This is a genomic window from Sphaerotilus natans (assembly GCF_900156335.1).
In the GTDB taxonomy this organism is placed as follows: Bacteria; Pseudomonadota; Gammaproteobacteria; order Burkholderiales; family Burkholderiaceae_C; genus Sphaerotilus; species Sphaerotilus natans.
In genome coordinates this window covers 24,080-44,982 of the sequence record NZ_FTMZ01000029.1, presented here as the reverse complement: position 1 = coordinate 44,982, position 20,903 = coordinate 24,080, and the positions used below count along the sequence as shown (strand labels likewise).

General features: G+C 70.6%; 17 protein-coding genes and 1 pseudogene. 10 read left to right on the top strand and 8 right to left on the bottom strand.

The window, feature by feature from the left end; genetic code table 11:
* Positions 1 to 24: 24 nt before the first annotated feature.
* From acnA to BW996_RS19235, 6 genes and pseudogenes are all read right to left on the bottom strand, one after another.
* Positions 25 to 2,655, bottom strand: a pseudogene (gene acnA, locus BW996_RS19260) (aconitate hydratase AcnA); the annotation flags it as partial.
* Between the two features lie 60 nt (positions 2,656 to 2,715).
* Positions 2,716 to 3,789: a lactonase family protein gene (locus BW996_RS19255; protein WP_037485210.1), complete on the bottom strand. Its 1,074-nt coding sequence runs from the start codon at positions 3,787 to 3,789 to the stop codon at positions 2,716 to 2,718.
* 16 nt (positions 3,790 to 3,805) lie between these two features.
* Entirely contained in the window at positions 3,806 to 4,810 is a 1,005-nt protein-coding gene (locus BW996_RS19250; protein WP_037485204.1) for a Bug family tripartite tricarboxylate transporter substrate binding protein, read from the bottom strand.
* A 49-nt stretch (positions 4,811 to 4,859) separates the two neighbouring features.
* On the bottom strand, positions 4,860 to 5,810 hold the full coding sequence (locus BW996_RS19245) for a LysR family transcriptional regulator (protein ID WP_037485202.1): 951 nt from the start codon (positions 5,808 to 5,810) through the stop codon (positions 4,860 to 4,862).
* 22 nt (positions 5,811 to 5,832) lie between these two features.
* Complete coding sequence (locus BW996_RS19240) at positions 5,833 to 6,246, bottom strand: GlcG/HbpS family heme-binding protein (protein WP_037485199.1); 414 nt, start codon at positions 6,244 to 6,246, stop codon at positions 5,833 to 5,835.
* Positions 6,247 to 6,359: 113 nt separating this feature from the next.
* Positions 6,360 to 7,325 carry a phytanoyl-CoA dioxygenase family protein gene (locus tag BW996_RS19235; RefSeq protein WP_037485197.1) on the bottom strand — a complete coding sequence of 322 codons (966 nt, stop codon included), beginning with the start codon at positions 7,323 to 7,325 and terminating at the stop codon, positions 6,360 to 6,362.
* Positions 7,326 to 7,409: 84 nt separating this feature from the next.
* Here BW996_RS19235 and BW996_RS19230 point away from each other — a divergent pair, with 84 nt between their 5' ends.
* Positions 7,410 to 8,354 (top strand): AraC family transcriptional regulator, encoded by a 945-nt coding sequence (locus BW996_RS19230; protein WP_241462049.1) that lies wholly within the window; start codon positions 7,410 to 7,412, stop codon positions 8,352 to 8,354.
* 3 nt (positions 8,355 to 8,357) lie between these two features.
* On the opposite strand, the gene BW996_RS19225 is transcribed toward BW996_RS19230, so the two are convergent.
* On the bottom strand, positions 8,358 to 9,248 hold the full coding sequence (locus tag BW996_RS19225; protein ID WP_037485191.1) for a LysR substrate-binding domain-containing protein: 891 nt from the start codon (positions 9,246 to 9,248) through the stop codon (positions 8,358 to 8,360).
* On the bottom strand, positions 9,245 to 10,174 hold the full coding sequence (locus BW996_RS19220; RefSeq protein WP_037485189.1) for a LysR family transcriptional regulator: 930 nt from the start codon (positions 10,172 to 10,174) through the stop codon (positions 9,245 to 9,247). The genes BW996_RS19225 and BW996_RS19220 overlap by 4 nt, the downstream gene beginning before the upstream one ends.
* A 129-nt stretch (positions 10,175 to 10,303) precedes the next feature.
* On the opposite strand from BW996_RS19220, the gene BW996_RS19215 reads away from it, so the two are divergent.
* The 9 genes from BW996_RS19215 to BW996_RS19175 all read left to right on the top strand — a co-directional run bounded on the left by BW996_RS19215 (position 10,304) and on the right by BW996_RS19175 (position 20,848).
* Entirely contained in the window at positions 10,304 to 10,732 is a 429-nt protein-coding gene (locus BW996_RS19215; protein WP_037485182.1) for a GlcG/HbpS family heme-binding protein, read from the top strand.
* Positions 10,733 to 10,778: 46 nt separating this feature from the next.
* Entirely contained in the window at positions 10,779 to 11,681 is a 903-nt protein-coding gene (locus BW996_RS19210; protein ID WP_037485179.1) for a VOC family protein, read from the top strand.
* Between the two features lie 73 nt (positions 11,682 to 11,754).
* Positions 11,755 to 12,618 (top strand): fumarylacetoacetate hydrolase family protein, encoded by an 864-nt coding sequence (locus BW996_RS19205; protein ID WP_037485177.1) that lies wholly within the window; start codon positions 11,755 to 11,757, stop codon positions 12,616 to 12,618.
* A gap of 2 nt (positions 12,619 to 12,620) precedes the next feature.
* A complete protein-coding gene (locus BW996_RS19200) occupies positions 12,621 to 14,162 on the top strand; it encodes a bifunctional 3-(3-hydroxy-phenyl)propionate/3-hydroxycinnamic acid hydroxylase (protein ID WP_037485174.1) in 1,542 nt (513 codons plus the stop codon).
* 67 nt (positions 14,163 to 14,229) lie between these two features.
* Positions 14,230 to 15,483, top strand: a complete 1,254-nt coding sequence (locus BW996_RS19195; protein WP_037485171.1) for an amidohydrolase family protein — start codon at positions 14,230 to 14,232, stop codon at positions 15,481 to 15,483.
* 23 nt (positions 15,484 to 15,506) lie between these two features.
* Positions 15,507 to 16,661, top strand: a complete 1,155-nt coding sequence (locus BW996_RS19190) for an MFS transporter (RefSeq protein ID WP_037485169.1) — start codon at positions 15,507 to 15,509, stop codon at positions 16,659 to 16,661.
* Entirely contained in the window at positions 16,658 to 17,590 is a 933-nt protein-coding gene (locus BW996_RS19185) for an alpha/beta hydrolase (protein ID WP_051632248.1), read from the top strand. Before BW996_RS19190 ends, BW996_RS19185 begins: the two co-directional genes overlap by 4 nt.
* Before the next feature lie 77 nt (positions 17,591 to 17,667).
* Complete coding sequence (locus tag BW996_RS19180; RefSeq protein WP_051632247.1) at positions 17,668 to 18,483, top strand: hypothetical protein; 816 nt, start codon at positions 17,668 to 17,670, stop codon at positions 18,481 to 18,483.
* A 307-nt stretch (positions 18,484 to 18,790) separates the two neighbouring features.
* Positions 18,791 to 20,848 (top strand): glycoside hydrolase family 3 protein, encoded by a 2,058-nt coding sequence (locus BW996_RS19175; RefSeq protein ID WP_206539531.1) that lies wholly within the window; start codon positions 18,791 to 18,793, stop codon positions 20,846 to 20,848.
* Positions 20,849 to 20,903: the final 55 nt, after the last annotated feature.

The window sequence follows — 20,903 nt, the reverse complement described above, 5'->3', positions numbered from 1 at the left end:
GGCGGGCGCGAAGGCGCGGCGCAGCGCCTCGGCGCGGGTGCGCGCCAGGATCGACGGGATCACGCCGCCCTGGCGCAGCAGCTCGACCTCCAGCTGCGTCTCGACCGCGGCGACCGCCGCCAGCGTCTCGATGCGGCCGTCGGCGCGTAGCAGCCGCACGGCCACCGGCGCGCGCGGGCGCAGCCGCTCCGGCTGGGCGTCCACCTCCAGGCGGTCGCCGGGGCGCAGCTGCAGCGCCTCGGGCGAGGCCCCGGCGGGCAGGCGCAGCGGCAGGATGCCCATGCCGACCAGATTGCTGCGGTGGATGCGCTCGAAGCTCATCGCCAGCACCGCGCGGATGCCCAGCAGGCGCTGGCCCTTGGCGGCCCAGTCGCGCGAGGAGCCGGTGCCGTAGCGCTCGCCGGCTACCAGCACCACCGGCGTGCCCTCGTCGCGGTAGCGCTGCGCCACCGCGTGGATCGGCTGGACCTTGCCGCTGGGCACATGCAGCGTGTGCGCCACCGGCGCGTCGGGCGCCAGCAGATTGCGCAGCGAGCGGCTGTGGAAGGCCGCGCGCAGCATCACCTCCCAGTTGCCCCGGCGCGAGGCGAAGACGTTGAGGTCGTCGCGGCGCTCGCCGCGCGCGACCAGGAAATCGGCCACCGTGCTGTCGGGCGGGATGGCGCTGGCCGGCGAGATGTGGTCGGTGGTGACATCGTCGCCCAGCACCAGCAGCGGCTGCGCGGTGTAGCGCCCGAGCTGGGGCGCAGCCTGCGGGGGGGCCGCGGCAAAGGCGGCGAAGGGCGGCCGGCGCAGCGCGGTCGAGGCCTCGTCCCAAGGAAAGCGCGCGCTGTCCGGCGCCTGCAGCGCCTGCCAGGCCGGATTGGCGCTGGCGCGGGCGAACTCGCGCCGGAAGTCCTGCGCGTCCAGGCCCTGCGCCAGATGCTGCGCGATCTCCTCGCGGCTCGGCCACAGCGCCGCCAGGCGGACCGGCTCGCCGTCGGGCGCGATCTGCACCGGATCGGCGCCCAGGTCGATCTCGGCGTCACCCGCCAGCGCGAAGGCCACCACCAGCGGCGGCGACATCAGGAAGCCCAGGTCCAGGTCCGGGTGGACGCGGCCGGGGAAGTTGCGGTTGCCCGAGAGCACCGCCACCGGATGCACCTCGCCGCGGTCGCGGGCCTGCACGATCACCGGCGGCAGCGGGCCGGGGTTGCCGATGCAGGTCGCGCAGCCGAAGCCGACGATGTCGAAGCCGACCGCCGCCAGATCGTCGAGCAGCCCGGCCCGCGCCAGATAGGCCGCCGCCGCCGGCGAGCCCGGCGACAGCGAGGTCTTGACCCAGGCCGGCACCTTCAGCCCGCGCTGGCGGGCGCGGCGCGCCAGCAGGCCGGCGGCGATCAGCAGCGCCGGGTCCGAGGTGTTGGTGCAGCTGGTGATCGCGGCGATGGCCACCGGATGGCGCGGCATCGTGCCGGCGGCGCTCGGGCGGAAGTCGCGCGCCGCCAGCAACGCCCGCGCGTCCCGGAACGAGCGCAGATCCTGCGGCCGGGTCGGGCCGGCGATGTGCATCGCCACCTGCGCCAGGTCGATCTCGATCCGGCGGGTGAAGCGCGGCTCGGCCGCCGGGTCGAAGGCCAGGCCGGCGGCGTGCACATGGCGGCGCACCTGCTCGATGTGGTCCTGCGCGCGGCCGGTGGCGCGCAGATGCTCCAGCGTGCGCTCGTCCACCGGAAAGAAGCCGGTGGTGGCGCCATATTCGGGCGCCATGTTGGCCACCACCGCGCGCTCGCCGGCGCTCAGCGTGGCGACGCCGGGGCCGAAGAACTCGACGAACTCGCCCGAGACGCCGATCGCGCGCAGGCGCTGCGTGACCACCAGCGCCAGGTCGGTGGCCAGCACGCCGGCGGGCAGCGCGCCGGTCAGCCGCACGCCGATCACCTCCGGGATGCGCAGCGGCGTGGGCAGGCCGAACATCGCCATCTGCGCCTCCAGCCCGCCCACGCCCCAGCCCAGCACGCCGATGCCGTTGACCATCGGCGTGTGGCTGTCGGTGCCGATCATCACGTCGGGCACCACCCAGGTGCGGCCCTCGCGCAGCTCGGTCGTCGTCACGGTGGCGAGCTGCTCCAGGTTGATCGTGTGCATGATGCCGGTGCCCGGCGGGTGGATGCGCACGCCCGGCAGCGCCGCGGCCGCCCAGCGCAGGAAGCGGTAGCGCTCGCGGTTGCGGCGCAGCTCGTGGCGCAGGTTCTCGGCCGGCGCGTCCGGCCGCGCGTGCACCTCGACCGCCAGCGAATGGTCCACCGACACGTCCACCGGCAGCACCGGGTGCAGCTGCTGCGGATCCAGCCCCGCCTCGGCCAGCGCGTCGCGCATCGCGGCGATGTCCACCAGCGCCGGCGTGCTGGTGGTGTCGTGCATCAGCACGCGGCCGGGCTGGAAGGCGATCTCGGCCTCGCTGGTGCCGGTCTCGCCCCAGGCCAGCAGCGCCTGCACCGCGGCCTCGCGCTCGGCGCCGCGCTGGTGGCGGACGACGTTCTCCAGCAGCAGGCGCAGCACGGTGGGCAGCGCCTGCAGCCGCGCGCCGAACAGGCCGGGCAGGTCGATGAACAGGGCCTCGCCGCCGTCGGGCAGCGGCAGCCGCCCGAGGGCACGGTCGGGATCGAAGGTCATGGCGGAAAACGGCAGAAGAAGGGGGAACGGCGTTGCGTGCAGCGTGGTGTGCGGCGCGGCTCAGTCCGGCGAGAACACCAGACAGACCGGGCTGCCGGTGGCCACGCGCTGGCCGGTGGGCGTCAGCCGCCCGGTGTGCGCATCGACCGCGAAGGTGACGATGGCGTCGCTGTCCTCGTTGAGCACCAGCATCCGGTCGCCTTCGGGCGTCAGCGCGAAGAAGCGCGGCGTGCGCCCGCCCGAAGCCACCGCCTCGACGAACGTGGGCAGGCCGCTGTCCGCATCAAGGTGCAGCAGCGCGATGCTGTCGTGGCCTCGGTTCGAGACGTAGAGGTGGCGCCCGCGCGCATCGAGGGCGATGCCGGCGGCGCGGCTGTTGCCGGTGAACTCCGGCGGCAGCGTCGGGCACCATTGCAGCGGCCGCAGCGCGCCGATGTCGGTGTCCGTGTCGAGCGCGCAGGTCACCACGGTCGAGTCCAGCTCGTTGACCACATAGGCGCGCGGCTGCCGCGGGTGCAGCGCCATGTGGCGCGGCCCGGCGCCCTCGCGCAGCGCGACGAAGGACGCATCGAGCGGCTGCAGCGGCGCTGCGGCGTCGGCCTGCAGCCCCAGCCGGTGGATGCGGTCGCAGCCCTTGTCCGGCACCAGGACGAAGCGCCCCGACGGATCGAGGGCGGCGTAATGCGGCTTGGGCTGCTTCTGCTCGATGCGGTGCGGCCCGACGGGGCCCGCCACCGCCAGGAGCTGGCGCACCGGCCCGAGCGCGCCGTTGCCGTCCAGCGGCAGCACCGCCAGGCTGGCGCCGAGGTGGTTGGTCACCAGCAGGTCGCGCTCGCCCGGCAGCAGCGCCAGGTGCACCGGGTTGAGCCCGCCGCTGTCCTGCCGGTTCAGGAAGCTCAGGTGGCCGGTGGCGCGGTCGACGCGAAAGGCGCTGACCTCGCGGGTGTCGCCGTGCACCACGTAGAGCCGCGTGCCGGCCGCGTTCAGCGCCAGATAGGACGGGTTGACCAGGCCGCGCAGCAGCTGCACCGGGTGCAGGCCGCCCTCGGCATCGATCTTGAACACGCTCAGGCCCTCGCCACGGGCATGGCGCTCGCGGGTGGTTCGGCAGCCGACGTAGGCGAAGCGTCGCATCGCGGAGGCTCCTGGCTCAGTTGTCCGGCGTGACGTTCGCATCCTGGACGATGCGCGCGAAGCGCTTCGATTCGTCCTGGATGAAGGCTCGGAAGGCACTCGGGCCCATCGGCACCACCTCGCCGCCGAGCTCGCCCAGGCGGCGCACCAGCTCGGGGTCGCGCAGCGCCTGCTCGACGGCGGCGTGCAGCTTCTCCAGCACCGCCGGCGGCGTGGCGGCCGGCGCGAACAGGCCGAACCAGTTCTCCAGCGCATAGCCCTCCAGGCCGCGCGTCTCGGCCACCGCCGGCACGTCCGGGGCCAGCGGCGTGCGCTTGGCTGAGGTCATGGCGATGGCGCGCACCCGCTGGTCCTTCAGGAAGGGCCGCGCGCCGGCCAGGCTGACGAAGGTCATCGACACGCTGCCGCCGGCGGTGTCGGAGAGCTGGTTGGAGGCGCCGCGGTAGGGCACATGGGTGAGCTTGACGCCGGAGAGCTTCTCCAGCAGCTCGCCGGCGAGGTGCTGCGGGTTGCCGATGCCGCTCGAACCGTAGCTCAGCGTGCCCGGATGGGCGCGACCATAGGCCAGCAGCTCGGCCACCGAGCGCACCGGCAGCGCCGGGTTGACCACCAGCACATTGGGCACCTTGACCACCAGCGCGATCGGCGCCAGGTCCTTCTCGGGCACGTACTGCATGCGGCCCTTGTGGACGTGCGGGTTGATCGCCGTCTCGCCGGCGGTGGCCATCAGCAGCGTGTGGCCGTCGGCCGGGGCGCGCACCACCGCCATCGTGGCGATCATGCCGCTGCCGCCGGCCTTGTTGTCGATGTTGATGATCTGGCCCAGCGTCGGGCGCAGCTTCTCTGCGAGCAGGCGCGACATCACGTCGACGCCGCCCCCGGCGGAGAAGGGCACGACCAGGGTGATCGGCTTGCTGGGCCAGGCCTGCGCGCGGGCGGTGGCCGGCAGCGAGGCGGCCAGCAGCGAGGCGGTGGCGGCCAGGGCCGCGGCGGCGCGGGTGGCAAAGAGGCGGCGTTTCATGAGGTCTGTCTCCGGGACGGGCCGGTCGGATGCCGGCATGGCCCGGATGCTAGGCAGACCCGTCGCCGGAGAAAATTGGTCTTTCGCCACGGCTGCGTTCTCCATCGGCGAACGCGACGGCCCGCTGGAGATGGTCGATCAGCGTGCGGGTGACCGGCCCGAGCTCGCGCTCACCGCGCGAGACGATCAGCATCTGGCGGCAGGCCCAGTCCTCGCGCAGCGCCACCGCGACCAGCCGTCCGGCCGCGACTGGCGCGCTCAGCACCCGCTCGGGCAGCAGCGTCACGCCCAGCCCGGTCTCGACCAGGCGGCACATCGCGTCGAAGCTGCTGGCCTGGATGCGCTGCTGCAGCGCGAGGCCGGCCGCGCGCGCGCCCTGCTCCATCAGCTGCGCCAGCGAGCTCTCGGGCTGCGGCCCGACGAAGGGATGGGCCAGCGCCTCGGCGAAGCGCACCGAGCGCCGCCGCGCCAGCGCATGGCGCCGGGGCACGCCCAGCATCAGCCGATCGACGTGATAGGCCTGCGCGCTCAGGCCCTCGATGGGCGTGGTCGCGGCGACGAGGCCCAGATCGGCCGCGCCGCCCTGCACCGCGCGCACGATGTCGCGGCCGGTGCGCTCCTCGACCGAGACCTGTACGCCCGGATGCGCGACCAGGAAGTCGCGCAGTTCCTCCGGCAGGAACTGCGTCAGCGCCGAGGCCACCGCCTGCATGCGCACATGGCCCTTCAGGCCGCCGGCGTAGGCGCCGAGTTCCTCGTCCATGCGCGCGACCAGCTGCAGCATCTGGCGGGCGTGGTGCAGCAGCGACTGCCCCGCCGGCGTCAGGCGCACACCCCGGGGCTGGCGCACCAGCAGCGGCGTGCCGATCAGCGCCTCCAGCTCGGAGATGCGCTTGCTCACGGCCGAGACCGCCAGATGGCGGCGCTCGGCCGCACGGGTCAGGTTGCCGCACTCGGCGACGCAGACGAACAGATCGAGGCTGACGAGGTCGTGGCGCATGGGGCGCCACTGTACGCGCCCGTCAGGCCGCCGGCAGCAGCGCGGCGATCCCTGCGCGCGCGATCTGTGCGTCTTCAGTCGACTTGACGCCGCTCACGCCGACGGCGCCGACGCAGTGGCCGTCCACCAGCACCGGCACGCCGCCCTCGAGCAGGCCGTCCAGGCCCGGGACCGACAGGAAGGCGGTGCGGCCCTGGTTGATCATCTGCTCGACGCCGAGCGTCTCGCGGCGCATCAGCGCGGCGGTACGCGCCTTGGCCTGCGCGATCTGGGCCGAGGCCGGCGTGGCGCCGGGGCGGCGCACGAAGGCCATCAGGTGGCCGCCGTCGTCGCAGACGGCCAAGGAGACCGCCCAGTCGTTGCGGGCGGCTTCGGCCTCGGCGGCCAGCAGAAGGGTCATCGCGTCGTCGCGGGTCAGTGCAGGGCGCTGGATCACGGCAGTCCTTGTCAGGCAAAAGCAAAAGTGCATGCACTTTAGATCAAATTCGCTGAGTCCGGGTTGAGGATTCTTGGCGAGCAGTTTGAAGAAACCTGGGCAGCCGCGCCGCTTCAGTCCGGCTGCCAGCTGCGGGCCCCGAGGATGCGCTCGCCCAGAGGGGTCAGCACGGCCGTCTGGCCTTGTAGCTGCTCCTGGCGCCGCGGGTCACCAGGGAAAGCATGCCCGACAGGAGACTCCCGCTCGTGCCAGGAGCGCACGCGCTGTTCACGCAACTCGGTCTGGGATTCGTCGGCCGGCGTGAAGGCAATGTACTGCGCCAGGCGCACATCTCGCTCCGAGGTGTTGGGGCGGATGCCGTGTGCGAGCAGGCTATTGAAGATCAGCAAGTCGCCAGCCTGCAGCGGCACGAACTGTGTCGTCCAGGGCAGCGCCGCCATGTCAGGCCGCCACGGATGGCGATCAAGCGGCGCCTGGCGACGCCAGGTCTCGAAGTGCTCGAACAGGTCGGGCACGCACTGGAAGCCCCCCACGCGCTCGTTGGTGTCCGACAGCGCAAGCACGCCCTGCATGTTGACCGGCAGCGGATCGAGCGTGGTGTCAGCATCCCAGTGGATGAAGCCTGCGAAGGCCCGCTGACCGCGGTTGGGCGTGTTGAGGTTGGCTCGGTCGATCGTGACCCACAGGTCCTCGCGGTCCCAGAGGTCGACGAAGGCGTCGTACACGCGCGGGGTCTGACGGTTGTCCCACAGCGTCTGGTGATGGTAGGTCTCGACCATGCCTGAGCCGTTGAGCTCGGCCATCGCATGGCTGCGCCGCTCGGGGGCATCCCAGGTCTCGGGGCGATCGGGATCGAGTTCCTGAAAGCGCCACAGATGCTCGACCGTGCGGCGCACCTGCTCGGCCGAGATGGCCTGGCGCACGATGACGAAGCCGCGGGTCTGCCAATGATGGAAGTCGTCCTCGGAAAGCACCCTCAGGGGCAGGCGCTTGCGCAGCTCACGCAGCTGCGGCAGCTCGGCGTAGGCGACGGAAGGGTTGCCGGGGCGCTGGTCCCCGTAGCGGTAGCGGTCGTTCATGGTCGGTCGGTGGGAAGAGCCGGTGAGCCCTCAGTGTGGGCGCCACCGTCGCGCTGATCTGGCACGTTCCTGATCCGAACTGATGTGATCCTGACCGATCGGTCATCGCGAGACGTGAGTCTTTGGGGGATCGTCGACAATCGTGCGCCGATGAAACCGCTTTACGAGCATGTCCCCCGCGAGGGGGCACGGGCCTGCACCGTGCTGTGGCGCGAGCTGCAGGAAATTCCCTTTGTCTGGCACTACCACCCGGAATTCGAGCTGACGCTGACACTCAATGCACGGGGCCAGCGCTACATCGGCGCGGATCTGTCGTGCTTCGAGCCGGGCGATCTGGTGCTGATTGGCCCGGATCAGCCGCACACCTGGTCGGCCCAGGCTCGGCCCGAGCCTGACCAGCCGATGCAGGTAGCCGTCACCTGGTTCACCCAGGATTGGATCGACCGGCTCGTCGAGGCCATGCCCGAACTGGTGATGTTGCGCGAGCTGGCGCGCCGCGCAGCCGGCGCGCTGCAGTTCTCCGCCGAGGTGGCCGCCGCGGTCGCGCCTGAGCTGCTCGCGCTGCAGCAGTGCCCGCCGGCGGATCGGGTACCGCTGCTGATCGGCGTGCTGCTGCGGCTGGCCCGTGACGAGGCTGCTCGCGCACGCATACGCACGCTGCTGCGCCCTGACAGCGACGTCTCGCGTCAGCGGCTGATGCGGGTACTCGACCTGCTGCACGCGCAGTGGCAAGCGCCCCCCTCGATGAGCGAGCTGGCCAAACAGGCCGCCCTGTCCGTGGGTGCGTTGCACCGCTTCTTTCGACGCCATGTCGGATGCACTGTCGGCCAGTACACCACCCAGCTGCGCATGAGCCAGGCCTGTCGCCAGCTGATCGAGACCGACCGGCCGATCCGTCTGATTGCCGCCGAGGTGGGCTATGCCAGTCTGGCGCAGTTCAACCTGAAGTTTCGGACGCTGCATGGCTGCACGCCGCGTGAACTGCGCCAGCGCTGGCGGGTCCGGGGCGCCGAGTCAGAAGACGACTGATCCTCAGGCCGGCTGCTGCAGCGCCTGCACCAGCCAGTCGGCGAAGGCCGCGCATTCCCAGCGCTGCAGCGCGCCCGGCGTCCAGCACAGGTGGTAGCCGTGCGCCGAGGGCACCGCCTGCGGCGACAGCCGCACCAGCCGGCCCGACTCCAGCCAGGACGCGCCGATGCGCAGGCGCAGCAGCACCACGCCGAAGCCGCTGGCCGCCGCGTCGTAGGCCAGGCCGATGTCGTTGAACTGCGAGCCTTCCTGCGGCTCGGCCAGATCGACGCCGCAGTGCCGGAACCAGGGCGACCACGGCTCCAGCGGCGTGCGTATCAGCCGGGTGGGCGCCATCTCCTCGCGGGTGGCGAAGCCCTGGAAGGGGCCGAATTCGCCAAGAAACGCCGGGCTGCAGGCCGGGGCCAGGTCATCGGCCTGCAGCAGACGGTGCTCGCAGTCGCTGTAGCGGCCGGGGCCATAGCGCACCTCCAGGTCGGTCGGCTCGGCCTTGACGTCGAGCAGCGGGATCGAGACCTGCAGGATCAGGTCGATGTCGGGGCAGGCGTTGCGAAACAGCTCCAGCCGCGGCATCAGCAGCTGGCGGCAGAAGGTGGGCGGCGCGGCCACCCGCACCCGCAGCCGCGGGCGCGGTGTGTCGCGCGGCATCATCTGCTGCAGCGAGGCCAGCCCGGCGCGCACATGACCCAGGTAGGCCGCGCCGTCGGCCGTCAGCGTGAAGTCGCCCCGGGCGAAGAGCTTCATGCCGAGATGGTCCTCGAGCTGGCGGATGCGGTGGCTCACCGCGCTGACGGTCACGCACAGCGTCTCGGCCACGCGGCTGGCACTGCGCAGCCGCGCCAGCGCCTCGAAGGTGACCAGGCACTGGATCGGCGGGATGCGGGGGGGAGTCATCGGGCGGCTTCCGGGCAGGAGGGGCGGGCGAGGATCGATTGCACCTGGGCGCGCAGCCAGACATGAGCCGCATCGCGGTGCGCGTAGCGGTGCCAGAACTGGCACACCGGGATGACGGGCGAGCTCACCGGCGCCTCGACGATCTGCACCGCTGCATAGCGCTGGCACAGCTCGGCCAGATCGCGCGGCACGGTGGCCACCAGATCGCTGCTGTCGACGATCGGCATCAGGCTCATGAAGTGCGACAGCTCCAGCACCACCTGGCGCTGCACGCCAAGCTGCTGCAGGTGCTGCTCGAAGACATGCTCGCGGCCGTCCGGGTGCACGACCACATGCTGGCAGGCGAGGAAGTCGTCGAGTGTCAGGCGGCCGTCGCGCACCGCGGGATGGCCCTGTCGCAGCAGGCAGATGTGGCGGTTCTCGAACAGCTGCTGGCGAAAGAAGCCGGCGCCGTCCAGATCGGGAAAGTAGCCCAGGGCCAGATCGGCCGTGCCGCCCGAGAGCGCCTCGGCGGCGGCCAGGCGCGGGCGCGACACCACGTTCAGTCGCACCCGCGGGGCCTGGCGCGACAGGTGCGCCATCAGCGGCGGCACGAAGATCATCTCGCCGATGTCGGGCGTGATCAGGGTGAAGACCCGCTCGCTGGTGGCCGCGTCGAAGCCGTCCGAGGGCAGGATCTCCGCGCGGATGGTGGCGGTCACCCGCCGCACCGGCCCGGCCAGGGCCTGCGCGCGCGCCGTGGGCTGCATGCGCGTGCCCACCTTCACGAACAGCGGATCGCCCAGCAGTGTGCGCAGCCGCGACAGCGCCGCGCTCATCGCCGGCTGGCTCAGACCGATCGCCTCGCCGGCGCGGGTCACATGGCAGTGGTCCAGCATCGCCTCGAAGGCCAGCAGCAGGTTCAGGTCGACATCGCGCATTTCCATCGGGTGTCTCCGTCAGGCAGTCTCATCCACAGCATGGATTATCACTATCGATCACATGCTATGGATGGATGGCTCGGGTCTTCCTAGACTTGATTCCAGACAAGACCAAGAGACCGAGGAGACATCCCGATGAAGACCCCGCTGACGCTGGCGCAGGCCAGCCTGATTCTGCAGGCCGCGCTGACGGCCGCCCGCCAGGGCGCTCATCCGCCGATGGCGGTGGTGGTACTCGACGAGGCCGGCCACCTGAAGGCCGCGGCGCGCGAGGATGGCGCCAGCATGCTGCGTACCGACATCGCCACCGGCAAGGCCTGGGCGGTGGTGGGCCTGGGCGCCAGCAGCCGGGTGCTGGCCGAGCGCGCCCGCGGCAACCCTCACTTCTTCCAGGCGCTGTCAGCGACCTCGCAGGGCCGCTTCATCGCCCAGACGGGCGCGGTGCCGATCCGCGCCGCCGATGGCCGCCTGCTCGGCGCGGTCGGCGCCTCCGGGGCGCCTGGCGACGACGACGAGGCGATCTGCCTGGCCGGCGTGCAGGCTGCCGGCCTGCGCGCTGACTGAGCGCCGCGCCGCCCCCTTCCACCTTCTCACTGACAGGAGCCCCGTGATGGCTTCCCCCTGGATCCGTGCGCTGCGCAGCGTCGCGCTAGACGTGCCCGACCTCGCCCGTGCCGAGGCGTTCTATACCGAGGTCTGGCGCTTGACCGTGTCTGCGCGCACCGAGGACGCGCTCTACCTGCGCGGCAGCGGCCCCGACCACCACCTGCTGTCGCTCCACGCCGGCCCGTGCCTGGCGGTGCGGCACGCCAGCCTGCGCGCCCGCTCGGTCGAAGCGCTGGAAGCCGTGGCCGCCGCGACGCTGGCCGCAGGCGGCCGGGTGCTGCATGCGCCCCGCGCCTCGAAGGACCCGGCCGGAGGCCTGGCGCTGCGCATCGCCGACCCGCATGGCCGTGTCTTCCACATCGTCCACGGCGACCGGCTGCACCCGAGCGAGGCCGGGCAGCCGGTGCCGGCCGACCAGCCGGTGCGCCTGGCTCATGCCGTCTTCAACAGCCACGACGTGGCTGCCACGCAGCGCTTCATGGAACAGGCGCTGGGCTTCGGGCTGTCGGACCGCACCCGGATCATGGCCTTCATGAACTGCGACCGCGATCACCACACGCTGGCGATCGGCGACACCGACAACGACGCGCTCAACCATATCGCCTTCCTGATGCCGGCGCTCGACGACGTCATGCGCGGAGGCGGGCGCATGAGCGATGCGGGATTTCCCATCGTCTGGGGCCCCGGGCGCCACGGTCCCGGCGACAACGTCTTCAACTATTTCGTCGGGCCCTTCGGCGAGGTCATCGAGTACACGGCCGAGGTCGAGCAGATCGACGAGACCTACCGCGCCGGCGCCCCTGCCGACTGGACCTGGCCGCCGGGGCGCACCGACCAGTGGGGCATCGGGCCGGCGCGGCCCGAGCTGAAGGTCGCGCAGCGCAACGTGCTGTTCGTGCCGGTCTGAGTCTGATCCGCAGGGCCCGCCGCGTCCAACGGTTCCACCGATTCCTTTCCTTCTTCGCAGAGCGACATCCACCATGAAATTCACCACCTTCCTGCTGGACGGCCAGCCGCGCCTGGGCCTGCTCGACGGCAATCAGGTCATCGACCTGAACGCGGCGCAGCCGCAGGTGCCCGCCGACCTGCGCGCCGCACTGGCGCAGGGCATCGATCTGGCCGCGGCCGCACGGGCGGCGCTCGGCAGCGCCGCGCCACGCCGGGCGCTGGCCGAGCTGACGCTGGCGCCGCTGCTGCCCGAGCCGGGCAAGACCGTCTGCCTGGGCCTGAACTATTTCGACCACGCCAAGGAGGGCGGGCGCGAGAAGCCCGAGTACCCATGGCTGTTCCTGCGCGGCAAGAGCTCGCTGATCGGGCACGGCGCGCCGGGCGTGCGTCCGAAGGTGTCCGAGCGCTTCGACTACGAGGCCGAGCTGGCGGTGGTGATCGGCTCGCGCGTGCCCCGCCATGTGTCGCAGGACGCGGCGCTCTCGCATGTCTTCGGCTACAGCGTCTTCAACGACATGTCGGTGCGTGATTACCAGAAGCGCACGCCGCAGTGGTCGATCGGCAAGAACTTCGACGCCACCGGCGCCTTCGGGCCGGTGCTGGTGAGCGCCGATGCGCTGCCCGCGGGCGCCGCCGGCCTGCGTATCCAGAGCCGTCTGAACGGCCAGGTGATGCAGGACGCCAACACCGCCGACATGATCTGGAGCGTGGCCGAGACGATCGCGCTGCTGTCGGAGTGCATGACGCTGGAGCCCGGCGACGTGCTGGTGATGGGCACGCCCGCCGGCGTCGGCCAGGCGCGCACGCCGCCGGTGTGGATGAAGCCGGGCGACACCATCGAGATCGAGATCGAGGGCATCGGCACCCTGGTCAACCCGATCCGCGCGGAGGCCTGACGATGAGTGACTTCCTTGTCCCGCAGGCGCCCTACGACGTGGCCATCGTCGGCTTCGGCCCGGTCGGCGCGGTGGCGGCCGCGCTGCTCGGCCAGGCAGGCCTGCGCGTGTGGGTCGGCGACCGCCTGCCCGGCGTGCACGAGATCCCGCGCGCGATCGCGCTCGACCACGAGATCATGCGGGTGTTCCAGCAGATCGGCGTGGCCGAGGCGGTCGCCCCCTTCTGCGAGCCCTTCACGCCGTCGGAATACTTCGGCGTGGACGGCCAGCTGATCCGGCGCATGACCATGGTCGAGCCGCCCCATCCGCAGGGTTACGTGCCCTCGCTGGTCTTCACCCAGCCACCGGTGGAGCGGGAGCTGCGCGCGCGGGTCGCGGCCCTGCCGACGGTGACGGTGGCGCTGTCGACCGAAGTCGAATCGGTGCGCCAGGACGAGGCGGGCGTGACGCTGGAGCTCACCACCGCCGAGGGCGGCTCGGGCCGGGTGCGCGCGCGCTGGCTGCTGGCCTGCGACGGCGGCTCCAGCCGGCTGCGCGGCCAGCTCGGCATCGCGCTGGAGGACCTCGATTTCGACGAGCCCTGGCTGGTGGTGGATGTGTGCGTCAACCCTCAGGGCCTGGCGAAGCTGCCCGCCACCAGCGTGCAGTACTGCGAGCCCGAGCGGCCCTGCACGTATGTCATCGGCCCCGGCAACCATCGCCGCTGGGAGATCTCATTGAAGGCGGGCGAGGACCCACGCGAGGCCGCGACCCCCGAGGGCACCTGGGCGCTGCTGTCGCGCTGGATCACGCCGCACGACGGCGAGCTCTGGCGCCAGTCGAGCTACCGCTTTCACGCGCTGGTGGCCGAGCGCTGGCGGGTCGGCCGCGCCTTCGTCGCGGGCGACGCGGCCCACATGCAGCCGCCTTTCCTGGGCCAGGGCATGTGCCAGGGCGTGCGCGACGCGGCCAATCTCTGCTGGAAGCTGGTCGCGGTGCAGCGCGGCGAGGTCACGGGCGAGGCGGCCGAGCGCCTGCTCGACAGCTACGGTCAGGAGCGCGCGACCCATGTGCGCGAGCTCACCCGCCGCATCAAGGCCATCGGCGCGGTGATCTGCGAGCGCGATGTCGACCGCGCCCGCCAGCGCGATGCCCAGCTGCTGGCCGAATGCGGCGGCGTGGTGCGCGACACCCCGCGCCAGGACGTGCTGCCGCCGCTGTCGGCCGGGCTGATCACCGCGACGCCGGGCGCCGGGGCGCTGTTCCCGCAGCCGCGACTGCACGACGCACACGGGCCTCAGGGCGTGCTGATGGACACCCGCCACGGCTGCGGCTGGCGCCTGGTGAGCGACGGCTCGCTGCCCGTGCCGGCCTTGCCGGCGGGCTTCACGCTCGTCGACCTGCGCCGCGAGCTCGAGCACGACGGGGTGGCGGCGGCCTGGATGGCGCGCCACCAGGCCCACGCGGTGGTGCTCCGGCCCGATCACCACGTCTTCGGCACCGCCGCGGACACGGCCGGCGTACTGGCCCTGCTGCAGGACGCACGCGTGCCGCAGCCGGGCTGAATTCCGACCAGCCGGCGTGCGGCGATCCCGGCAGACAGAAACGACAACCCAGGAGACAAGACAAGACATGACATCCCCCGCCCTCATCTTCACCCAGGTGCGCATCTTCGACGGCAGCGGCAGCGCGCCCTTTGCCGGCGAGGTCCGCATCGAAGGCCAGCGCATCACCGCGGTGGCCCGCGACGGCGCGCAGGTGCCGCGTGACCGCGCCCGCGTCATCGATGGCCGCGGCGGCGTGCTGATGCCCGGACTCACCGAGGCCCACGCGCACCTGACCTGGCCGAGCTCGGTCGAGAAGTTCGTGCCTGGCATGTGGCTGCCGCCCGAGCAGCTCGCGCTCACCGCGGCGCGCAATGCCCGCATTCTGCTCGACCACGGCTTCACCAGCGCCTACTCGGCCGGCGCGCTGAGCAAGCAGCTGGAGGTGTTCCTGAAGGAGCAGATCGATTCGGGCGGCCTGCCGGGACCGCGCCTGATCGCCTCCTCGGTCGAGCGCGAGCCGCCCAACGACGGTGTGCTCGATCCGGGGCAGGTCGATGCGCACGGTCGCGGCCCGGCCAGCGTGGCGGCCTTCGTGGCCGACTGCAAGACGATCGGCGCCAAGGCGGTCAAGTTCCTCATCTCGGGCGAAAGCGCCCTGAAGCCGGGCGCCAGCCACGAGCTGCTCTACACCGAGGAGGAGCTGATGGCCGCCGGCCAGGCCGCACGCGAGCACGACGTCTGGCTGACCGGCCATGCCCACGCGGCCGAGGCGGTGCGCCTGGGCGTGAAGGCGGGCTTCCGGGTGCTCTACCACTGCACCTACGCCGACGAGGCGGCGCTGGACCTGCTGGAGTCGGCCAAGGATCGCCTCTTCGTCGCGCCCAGCATCGGCATCGTGCAGGCCACACTGGACGCCACGCCCCCGCCGCACATCGACATGACGCACATGAAGGCGGACGCCGCGCTGGTCCTGGCGGCGCAGAAGCGCCTGGTGCCGGCGCTGCGCCGGCGCGGCGTGCGGCTGCTGCCCGGCGGCGACTACGGCTTCCCCTTCAACCCCAACGGCCGCAATGCCCGCGACCTGGCGCTGTGGGTCGAGCATTTCGGCTACACGCCCGCCGAGGCCCTGCACGCCGCCACCGCGCTGGGCGGCGAGCTCATGGGCCAGGGCGAGGAACTCGGCCAGGTGCGCGAGGGCTTCCTGGCCGACCTGCTGCTGGTCGATGGCGACCCGACGGTCGATGTGTCGATCCTGCAGGACCGCCACCGCCTGCGCGCGATCATGAAGGACGGACGCTTCCACAAGGCGCCCGCCACGCTCGACGCCTCGTGGTCCTGAGTCCTGACGCGAAGGAGCCAACCATGAGCATCTTCAGGGACCGGGTCGGCGTGGCGACCCTGGTGGTGGCGCACTGCGCCGGCATGATCGACCTGATCGCCTTGCCGATCTGGGTGGGCACCCTGGTGCGCCACCGGGGCTTCGACGCGCAGCAGGCCGGGCTGCTGGTGTCGCTGTTCCTGGGCGGGGCGGTCGTGGCCAGCGTGCTGCTGGCCCGGCGTGCGCCACGCGGGCCCGCCGGGCGGCGGGCGGCGATGGGCTATGCGCTGGCCGCACTCGTCTTCGGCCTGATGGCCGCACCCGCCAGCGCCGCTGCGCTGGGCGTCGGGCACCTGCTGGCCGGGCTGAGCGTGGGCGTGTCGCTGAGCACCACGCATGCCACGATCGGTCGCAGCCCGCGGCCGCATCGGGTCTTTGCGCTGGCGGGCATGGGGCTGGGGGTCTTTGCGGTGCTGTTTCTGGCGAGTGCACCGACGCTGGTCGAGCGCCATGGCAGCCCGGTGCTGTTCGGTCTGTTCGCGCTGGTGATGGTGCTGGCCGCACTGGCCTGCGCCGGTGCCTTTCCGCAGGACGAACAGGCCGATCTGCCGCAGGAGACGGCCCGAGCCGAAGCGCCGGGGCCGTGGATCGGCAGCTGCGTGGCCGGCATCAGCGCGATGGCCCTGGTGCAGGCCATGAGCTTCAGTTTCCTGGAGCGTGTCGGCATGCACCGTGGCTTCGGGGTCGATGCCCTGGCCGGCGTGCTGGTGACGCTGGGCCTGGTGAACCTGGTGCCCGCGCCGCTGGCGGCCTGGCTGGAGCGGCGTCTGGCGCCGGCCTGGGTGCTGCGGCTCGGGCCACTGGTGCAGGCGCTGCTGGCCCTGACGCTGATGTGGAGCGCGCACTTCCTGCCCTGGGCGGCGGCGGCCTCGGTGCTGGCGGCGGTGATGATCTTCACCCACACCTTCGCCTTCGGCCTGCTGGCACGGCTCGATCCCTCGGGACGGGCGACCGCCGCCACCCCGGCGATGCTGATGACCGGCTCCGCGCTGGGCCCGGTGCTGGGGGGCTCGCTGGTGAACTTCCTCGGTTTCGAGGCCCTTGGACTGGCGGCGCTGGGCATCGGCCTGGTCGCGGCCCTGTGCATGGACCGCGCGGCCCGCTCGCCGCAGGCCCTGCAGACCGGAGTGATCGCATGACCCGCTCTTTGATCCATCCGCCCGGTGCCGTGCCCGAGGCCATCGCGGCGCGGCTGCGCGAACTGGGCCCCGGCTTCAACCTGCCCGAGGTGCAGGCGCTGTATGCGCCGCTGCTGCGCGATCAGCCCCGCGAGGGCGTCGTGCGGCACGAGGGCCTGCGCTACGGCGGGCACGAGCGCCATCAGCTCGATGTCTTCGTGCCGGCCGGGGACGGGGCTGGGGCGCGGTGCCCGGTGCTGGTGTGGTTCCACGGCGGCGGCTTCATCCGCGGCAGCCGCCAGGCCCGCGCCAACGTCGGCTGGTGGGGCGCGCGCCAGGGCTTCGTCACCGTGCTGCCCGACTACCGGCTGGCGCCCGAGAGCCGCTGGCCCAGCGGACCGCAGGATGTGGCGGCGGTCTGGGCCTGGCTGCAGGCGCAGGCTGAGGCCCTGGGCGGCGACCCTGAGGCCATCGTGCTGGCGGGCGAGTCGGCCGGTGCCGCCCATGTGGCTGCGGCCACGCTGGGGCGGCGCTTCCAGCCCGAGGGCTGGCGCCCCGCCGGGGCGGCGCTGTTCTCGGGCCCCTACAACGCGCGGCTGGAGGGGCTGGCCCGCCCGCAGTTCGGCATCGCCACGCCCGACCCGCGCAACGAGGCCTACTTCGGCAGCGATCCGGCCGACTGGGACGCCGCCAGCCTGGTCGACCACATCGATGCCGCGCCGCTGCCGCTGTGGATCAGCGTCGCCGAGCGCGATCTGCTGCAGATGCAAGTGCAGGCCGGCGAGCTGTTCGCCCGGCTGGTCTCGCGCCACGGCTTCGCGCCAGAGCTGCGCCTGCTGCGCGAGCACAACCATTTCTCGGCCGGCCACAGCTTCAACACCGCCGACGAGACGGTGAGCGCGCCGCTGGCCGATTTCGTGCGGCGATGCGCCGCGGCCGCCGGGCGCTGAATCCCGGCCCCGCTGGCGTCCCGGGCCCGGACGCCGCTGTCCACAAGATTCCCCAGAGAGAACGAGGAGACATTCCCATGAACCGAGGTCACGACCTGCGGGCGCTTGCGCTCGCCCTGACGATGCTGCCGCTGCTGCCTGCATACGCTGCTGACTGGAGCGATACCAGCGTACAGCTGCGCCAGGGTCGGCGCTTCACCGAGCCTGGCAACCCCGAGCCGATCGCCAAGACGGTGCTTAACCTGACCCATGTCAGCGGCGACCGACTGGGTGCCAACCTGCTACTGGCCGACGTGCTCAAGTCGGATGCAAACGACCCTGCCACTGGCGGAGGGGGCGGCGCGCAGGAAGCCTATGCCATCGTCCAGCGCACGCTGTCGTTGCCGGCGATCAGTGGCCAGGCTATCAGCGCCGGTCCGTTCAAGGATCTGTCGCTGGTGTCACGGTTGGACCTCAACACCAAGAACGTGCCCTTCGCGCCGCAGGTGCGCAAGCTGCGTCTAGGCCTGGAAGCAGCGCTGCCGATCAGCGCCGGTTTTTGGAACGTCGGTGTGCACCTCTACGACGAGCGCAACAACAACGGCATCGTCGGGCGTCGCGTGCATTTTGACCGTACCTGGTCGGCGTCGAGCACTTGGGCGATTCCAGTCGGTTCCGGCATCACCTTCGGCGGTCTGCTGGACCTGACGGGGGCGAAGGGACGGGACGGCTTCGGTGCCGCGACCCGCCCTGAGCTGCTGGCGCGGGCCACGCTGATGTTCGACATCGGCAGCCGCGCGCTGCAGGCCGGATTCGGCTACGAGGGATGGCGCAACAAGTACGGCAACGACTCATCGCAGGTCGTTGGTAGCAGCCAGGATGCCGTGATGTTGCTCGCGCAATACCATTTTTAAGAGCATGTCTACGATTTTTTGAGTATCTGCACCAGTACCAAAAAATCGGTGGAAGGGCTGCAGGCGCGTGCCGAGCCAGTGCTCGCAGTTCTTTCACAGGCGCCGGTTCTCATCCCCCCAGGCGAAGCTGCGCTCGACGATCCAGCGCAAGCTCACCATGTCAGACAGCACATCAGGATCCAGAGGAGACAACATGAATTTCGAACGGACTCCCAACCGCAGCGCGATAGCTGCGACATGCCTCGCGCTGAGCGCTTTGACTGTCGCAAGCTGCGGAGGCTCAGCCGATGAGCCTTCTGCTACAGGCATGATCCAGCCCACCCTAGGCGTGCGAACCAAGGCCATCATCACCGTTGGAGGCTACCAGTTCCGCGATGCCAACGGCAGTGGTACCTTGGAGCCCTACGAAGACTGGCGGCTGAGTGTGGACCAACGTGCACAGGATCTTGTCGCTCGCATGACGGTCGACGAAAAGGCCGGCATGCTGTTGATCGACACACTCAACGCACCCGTAGCGCCCAACACGATCTCCAGCACCAACGCTGAACGCTTCATTAACACCGAGAAGATGACACGCTTCATCTTCCGCAACGCGGTTCAGTTGGACTCCACCACGTTGGTCAGTCCGCAGGCCGCTGCAGAATTCACAAATGCCGTCCAGGCACTGGCAGAGGCCACCACTCTCGGCATTCCGGTCATTTTCAAGTCCAACGCCCGCAACCACTACGACCGCACGGCTCGACAAGGTATCAACGAGCCAGCGGGATCATTCTCGCAGTGGCCCAAGGAGCCGGGGCTTGCCGCCATACGCGACATGGATCTCATCCGCGATTTTGGTGAGACCATCGGCTCGGAGTGGGCCGCCATCGGACTGCGTGGCGCCTATGCTTACATGGCCGACACCGCGACGGAGCCGCGTTGGTTTCGCGTGCACGAAGTTTTCAGCGAGGATGCTGACCTGAACGCCAGCATCATGACGAACCTGGTCAGTGGCATGCAAGGCGGACCGGTGACGCCAGCGACCAAGGTGGCGATGACGATCAAGCACTTCCCTGGTGGCGCGACTGCTGCGGGTGGCCTCGACGCGCACTACACCTTCGGCAAGTACGCCAGTTACTCAGGAGGCCGCTTCGGTGATCACCTCAAGCCATTCAAGGCGGCTATCGATGCGGGCGTGTCGGCGATCATGCCTTACTACAGCGTGCCACAGGCACTCTCGTACGGAGGCATCACTTTTGAGGAAGTGGGCTTCGCCTTCAACCGCCAGGCGGTAACAGATTTGATGAAGACTCAACTGGGCTTCAAGGGCTACGTCAACTCCGATACCGGCATCGTCACGCAGCGCGCTTGGGGACTTGAGAACAAAACCACGCAAGAGCGCATCGCTGCTGCGATCAACGCGGGCACCGATGTGCTGTCTGGTTTCAGCAGCAAGCAGACCGTGATCGATGTGCTGAACGCAGGCCTCGTGACCACGGCACGGCTCGACGAGGCAGTGACATCGCTGCTGAAGGAGCAGTTCTCGCTCGGCCTCTTCGAGAATCCGTACGTGGACGCGGCGGCAGCCAACAGCATTGTTGGCAAACCGGCGTTCCTGGCCAAGGCACTGGATGCCCAGCGCCGCTCGCTGACACTGCTGAAGAACGACGCTGCTTTGCCCATGCGCACGCCCACGGCGACCAACCCAGTGCGGCTCTACACGATCAACCTCAACAGCGACGTCGTCGGAAGCACGACCTACGGTGGCTACCAGGTGACCACGGGCGACCGCACCACCGCCAACAGCAACAGCCGCACGGCTGTGCCGGCAGGCACGGACTACGCACTGATCCGTGTGGAAGTCTCAAACACCTCGAGCGCCTACAAGAGCAGCGACCCTCTTACCGGAGCCAATCCGAACTATCTCAATCCACGCACGGGCCAAACCTGGGGTGCTCAAGACACCGCCGGCATCGACAACGGACTCAGCTTCGGCGGAGCGTACCCGTGGGAAGTTGATTTCCTTGACTTTTCGAGGATGGCTACTGCGCAGTCGTGGAGGATTTCGCCCTCTCTGCCTGACATCCAGGCCACGCTTTCAGAGGCCCAGGCCGTTGGCGCCAAGGTTATTCTCAGCATCTACTTTCGCCAGCCGTATGTGCTTGATAGTGCCAGCGGGCTGCGCCAAGCAGATGCGATCATTGCCAACTACGGTGTGAGCGACACGGCGTTGATGGATGTCTTGACCGGCAAGGCGAAGCCGCAGGGCAAGTTGCCCTGGGCGCTGGCCAACAAGGCTTCAGCCGTGGCGGCGCAAGACCCTGATGCCCCCGGCTATGCGGCAGCAGACACGCTCTACCCGTTCGGGCATGGGTTAACATATTGATACACTGAACAGAGACGCGCGTGGGCTCTGCCTTGGCGAACACAGCCCACGCTGC

Bases quoted from the DNA above. Each gene is read 5' to 3' on its own strand.
- BW996_RS19255 (WP_037485210.1), bottom strand. From the start codon at position 3,789: ATGCGACGCTTCGCCTACGTCGGCTGCCGAACCACCCGCGAGCGCCAT.
- BW996_RS19250 (WP_037485204.1), bottom strand. From the start codon at position 4,810: ATGAAACGCCGCCTCTTTGCCACCCGCGCCGCCGCGGCCCTGGCCGCC.
- BW996_RS19245 (WP_037485202.1), bottom strand. From the start codon at position 5,810: ATGCGCCACGACCTCGTCAGCCTCGATCTGTTCGTCTGCGTCGCCGAG.
- BW996_RS19235 (WP_037485197.1), bottom strand. From the start codon at position 7,325: ATGAACGACCGCTACCGCTACGGGGACCAGCGCCCCGGCAACCCTTCC.
- BW996_RS19225 (WP_037485191.1), bottom strand. From the start codon at position 9,248: ATGACTCCCCCCCGCATCCCGCCGATCCAGTGCCTGGTCACCTTCGAG.
- BW996_RS19220 (WP_037485189.1), bottom strand. From the start codon at position 10,174: ATGGAAATGCGCGATGTCGACCTGAACCTGCTGCTGGCCTTCGAGGCG.
- BW996_RS19215 (WP_037485182.1), top strand. From the start codon at position 10,304: ATGAAGACCCCGCTGACGCTGGCGCAGGCCAGCCTGATTCTGCAGGCC.
- BW996_RS19210 (WP_037485179.1), top strand. From the start codon at position 10,779: ATGGCTTCCCCCTGGATCCGTGCGCTGCGCAGCGTCGCGCTAGACGTG.
- BW996_RS19205 (WP_037485177.1), top strand. From the start codon at position 11,755: ATGAAATTCACCACCTTCCTGCTGGACGGCCAGCCGCGCCTGGGCCTG.
- BW996_RS19200 (WP_037485174.1), top strand. From the start codon at position 12,621: ATGAGTGACTTCCTTGTCCCGCAGGCGCCCTACGACGTGGCCATCGTC.
- BW996_RS19195 (WP_037485171.1), top strand. From the start codon at position 14,230: ATGACATCCCCCGCCCTCATCTTCACCCAGGTGCGCATCTTCGACGGC.
- BW996_RS19190 (WP_037485169.1), top strand. From the start codon at position 15,507: ATGAGCATCTTCAGGGACCGGGTCGGCGTGGCGACCCTGGTGGTGGCG.
- BW996_RS19185 (WP_051632248.1), top strand. From the start codon at position 16,658: ATGACCCGCTCTTTGATCCATCCGCCCGGTGCCGTGCCCGAGGCCATC.
- BW996_RS19180 (WP_051632247.1), top strand. From the start codon at position 17,668: ATGAACCGAGGTCACGACCTGCGGGCGCTTGCGCTCGCCCTGACGATG.
- BW996_RS19175 (WP_206539531.1), top strand. From the start codon at position 18,791: ATGATCCAGCCCACCCTAGGCGTGCGAACCAAGGCCATCATCACCGTT.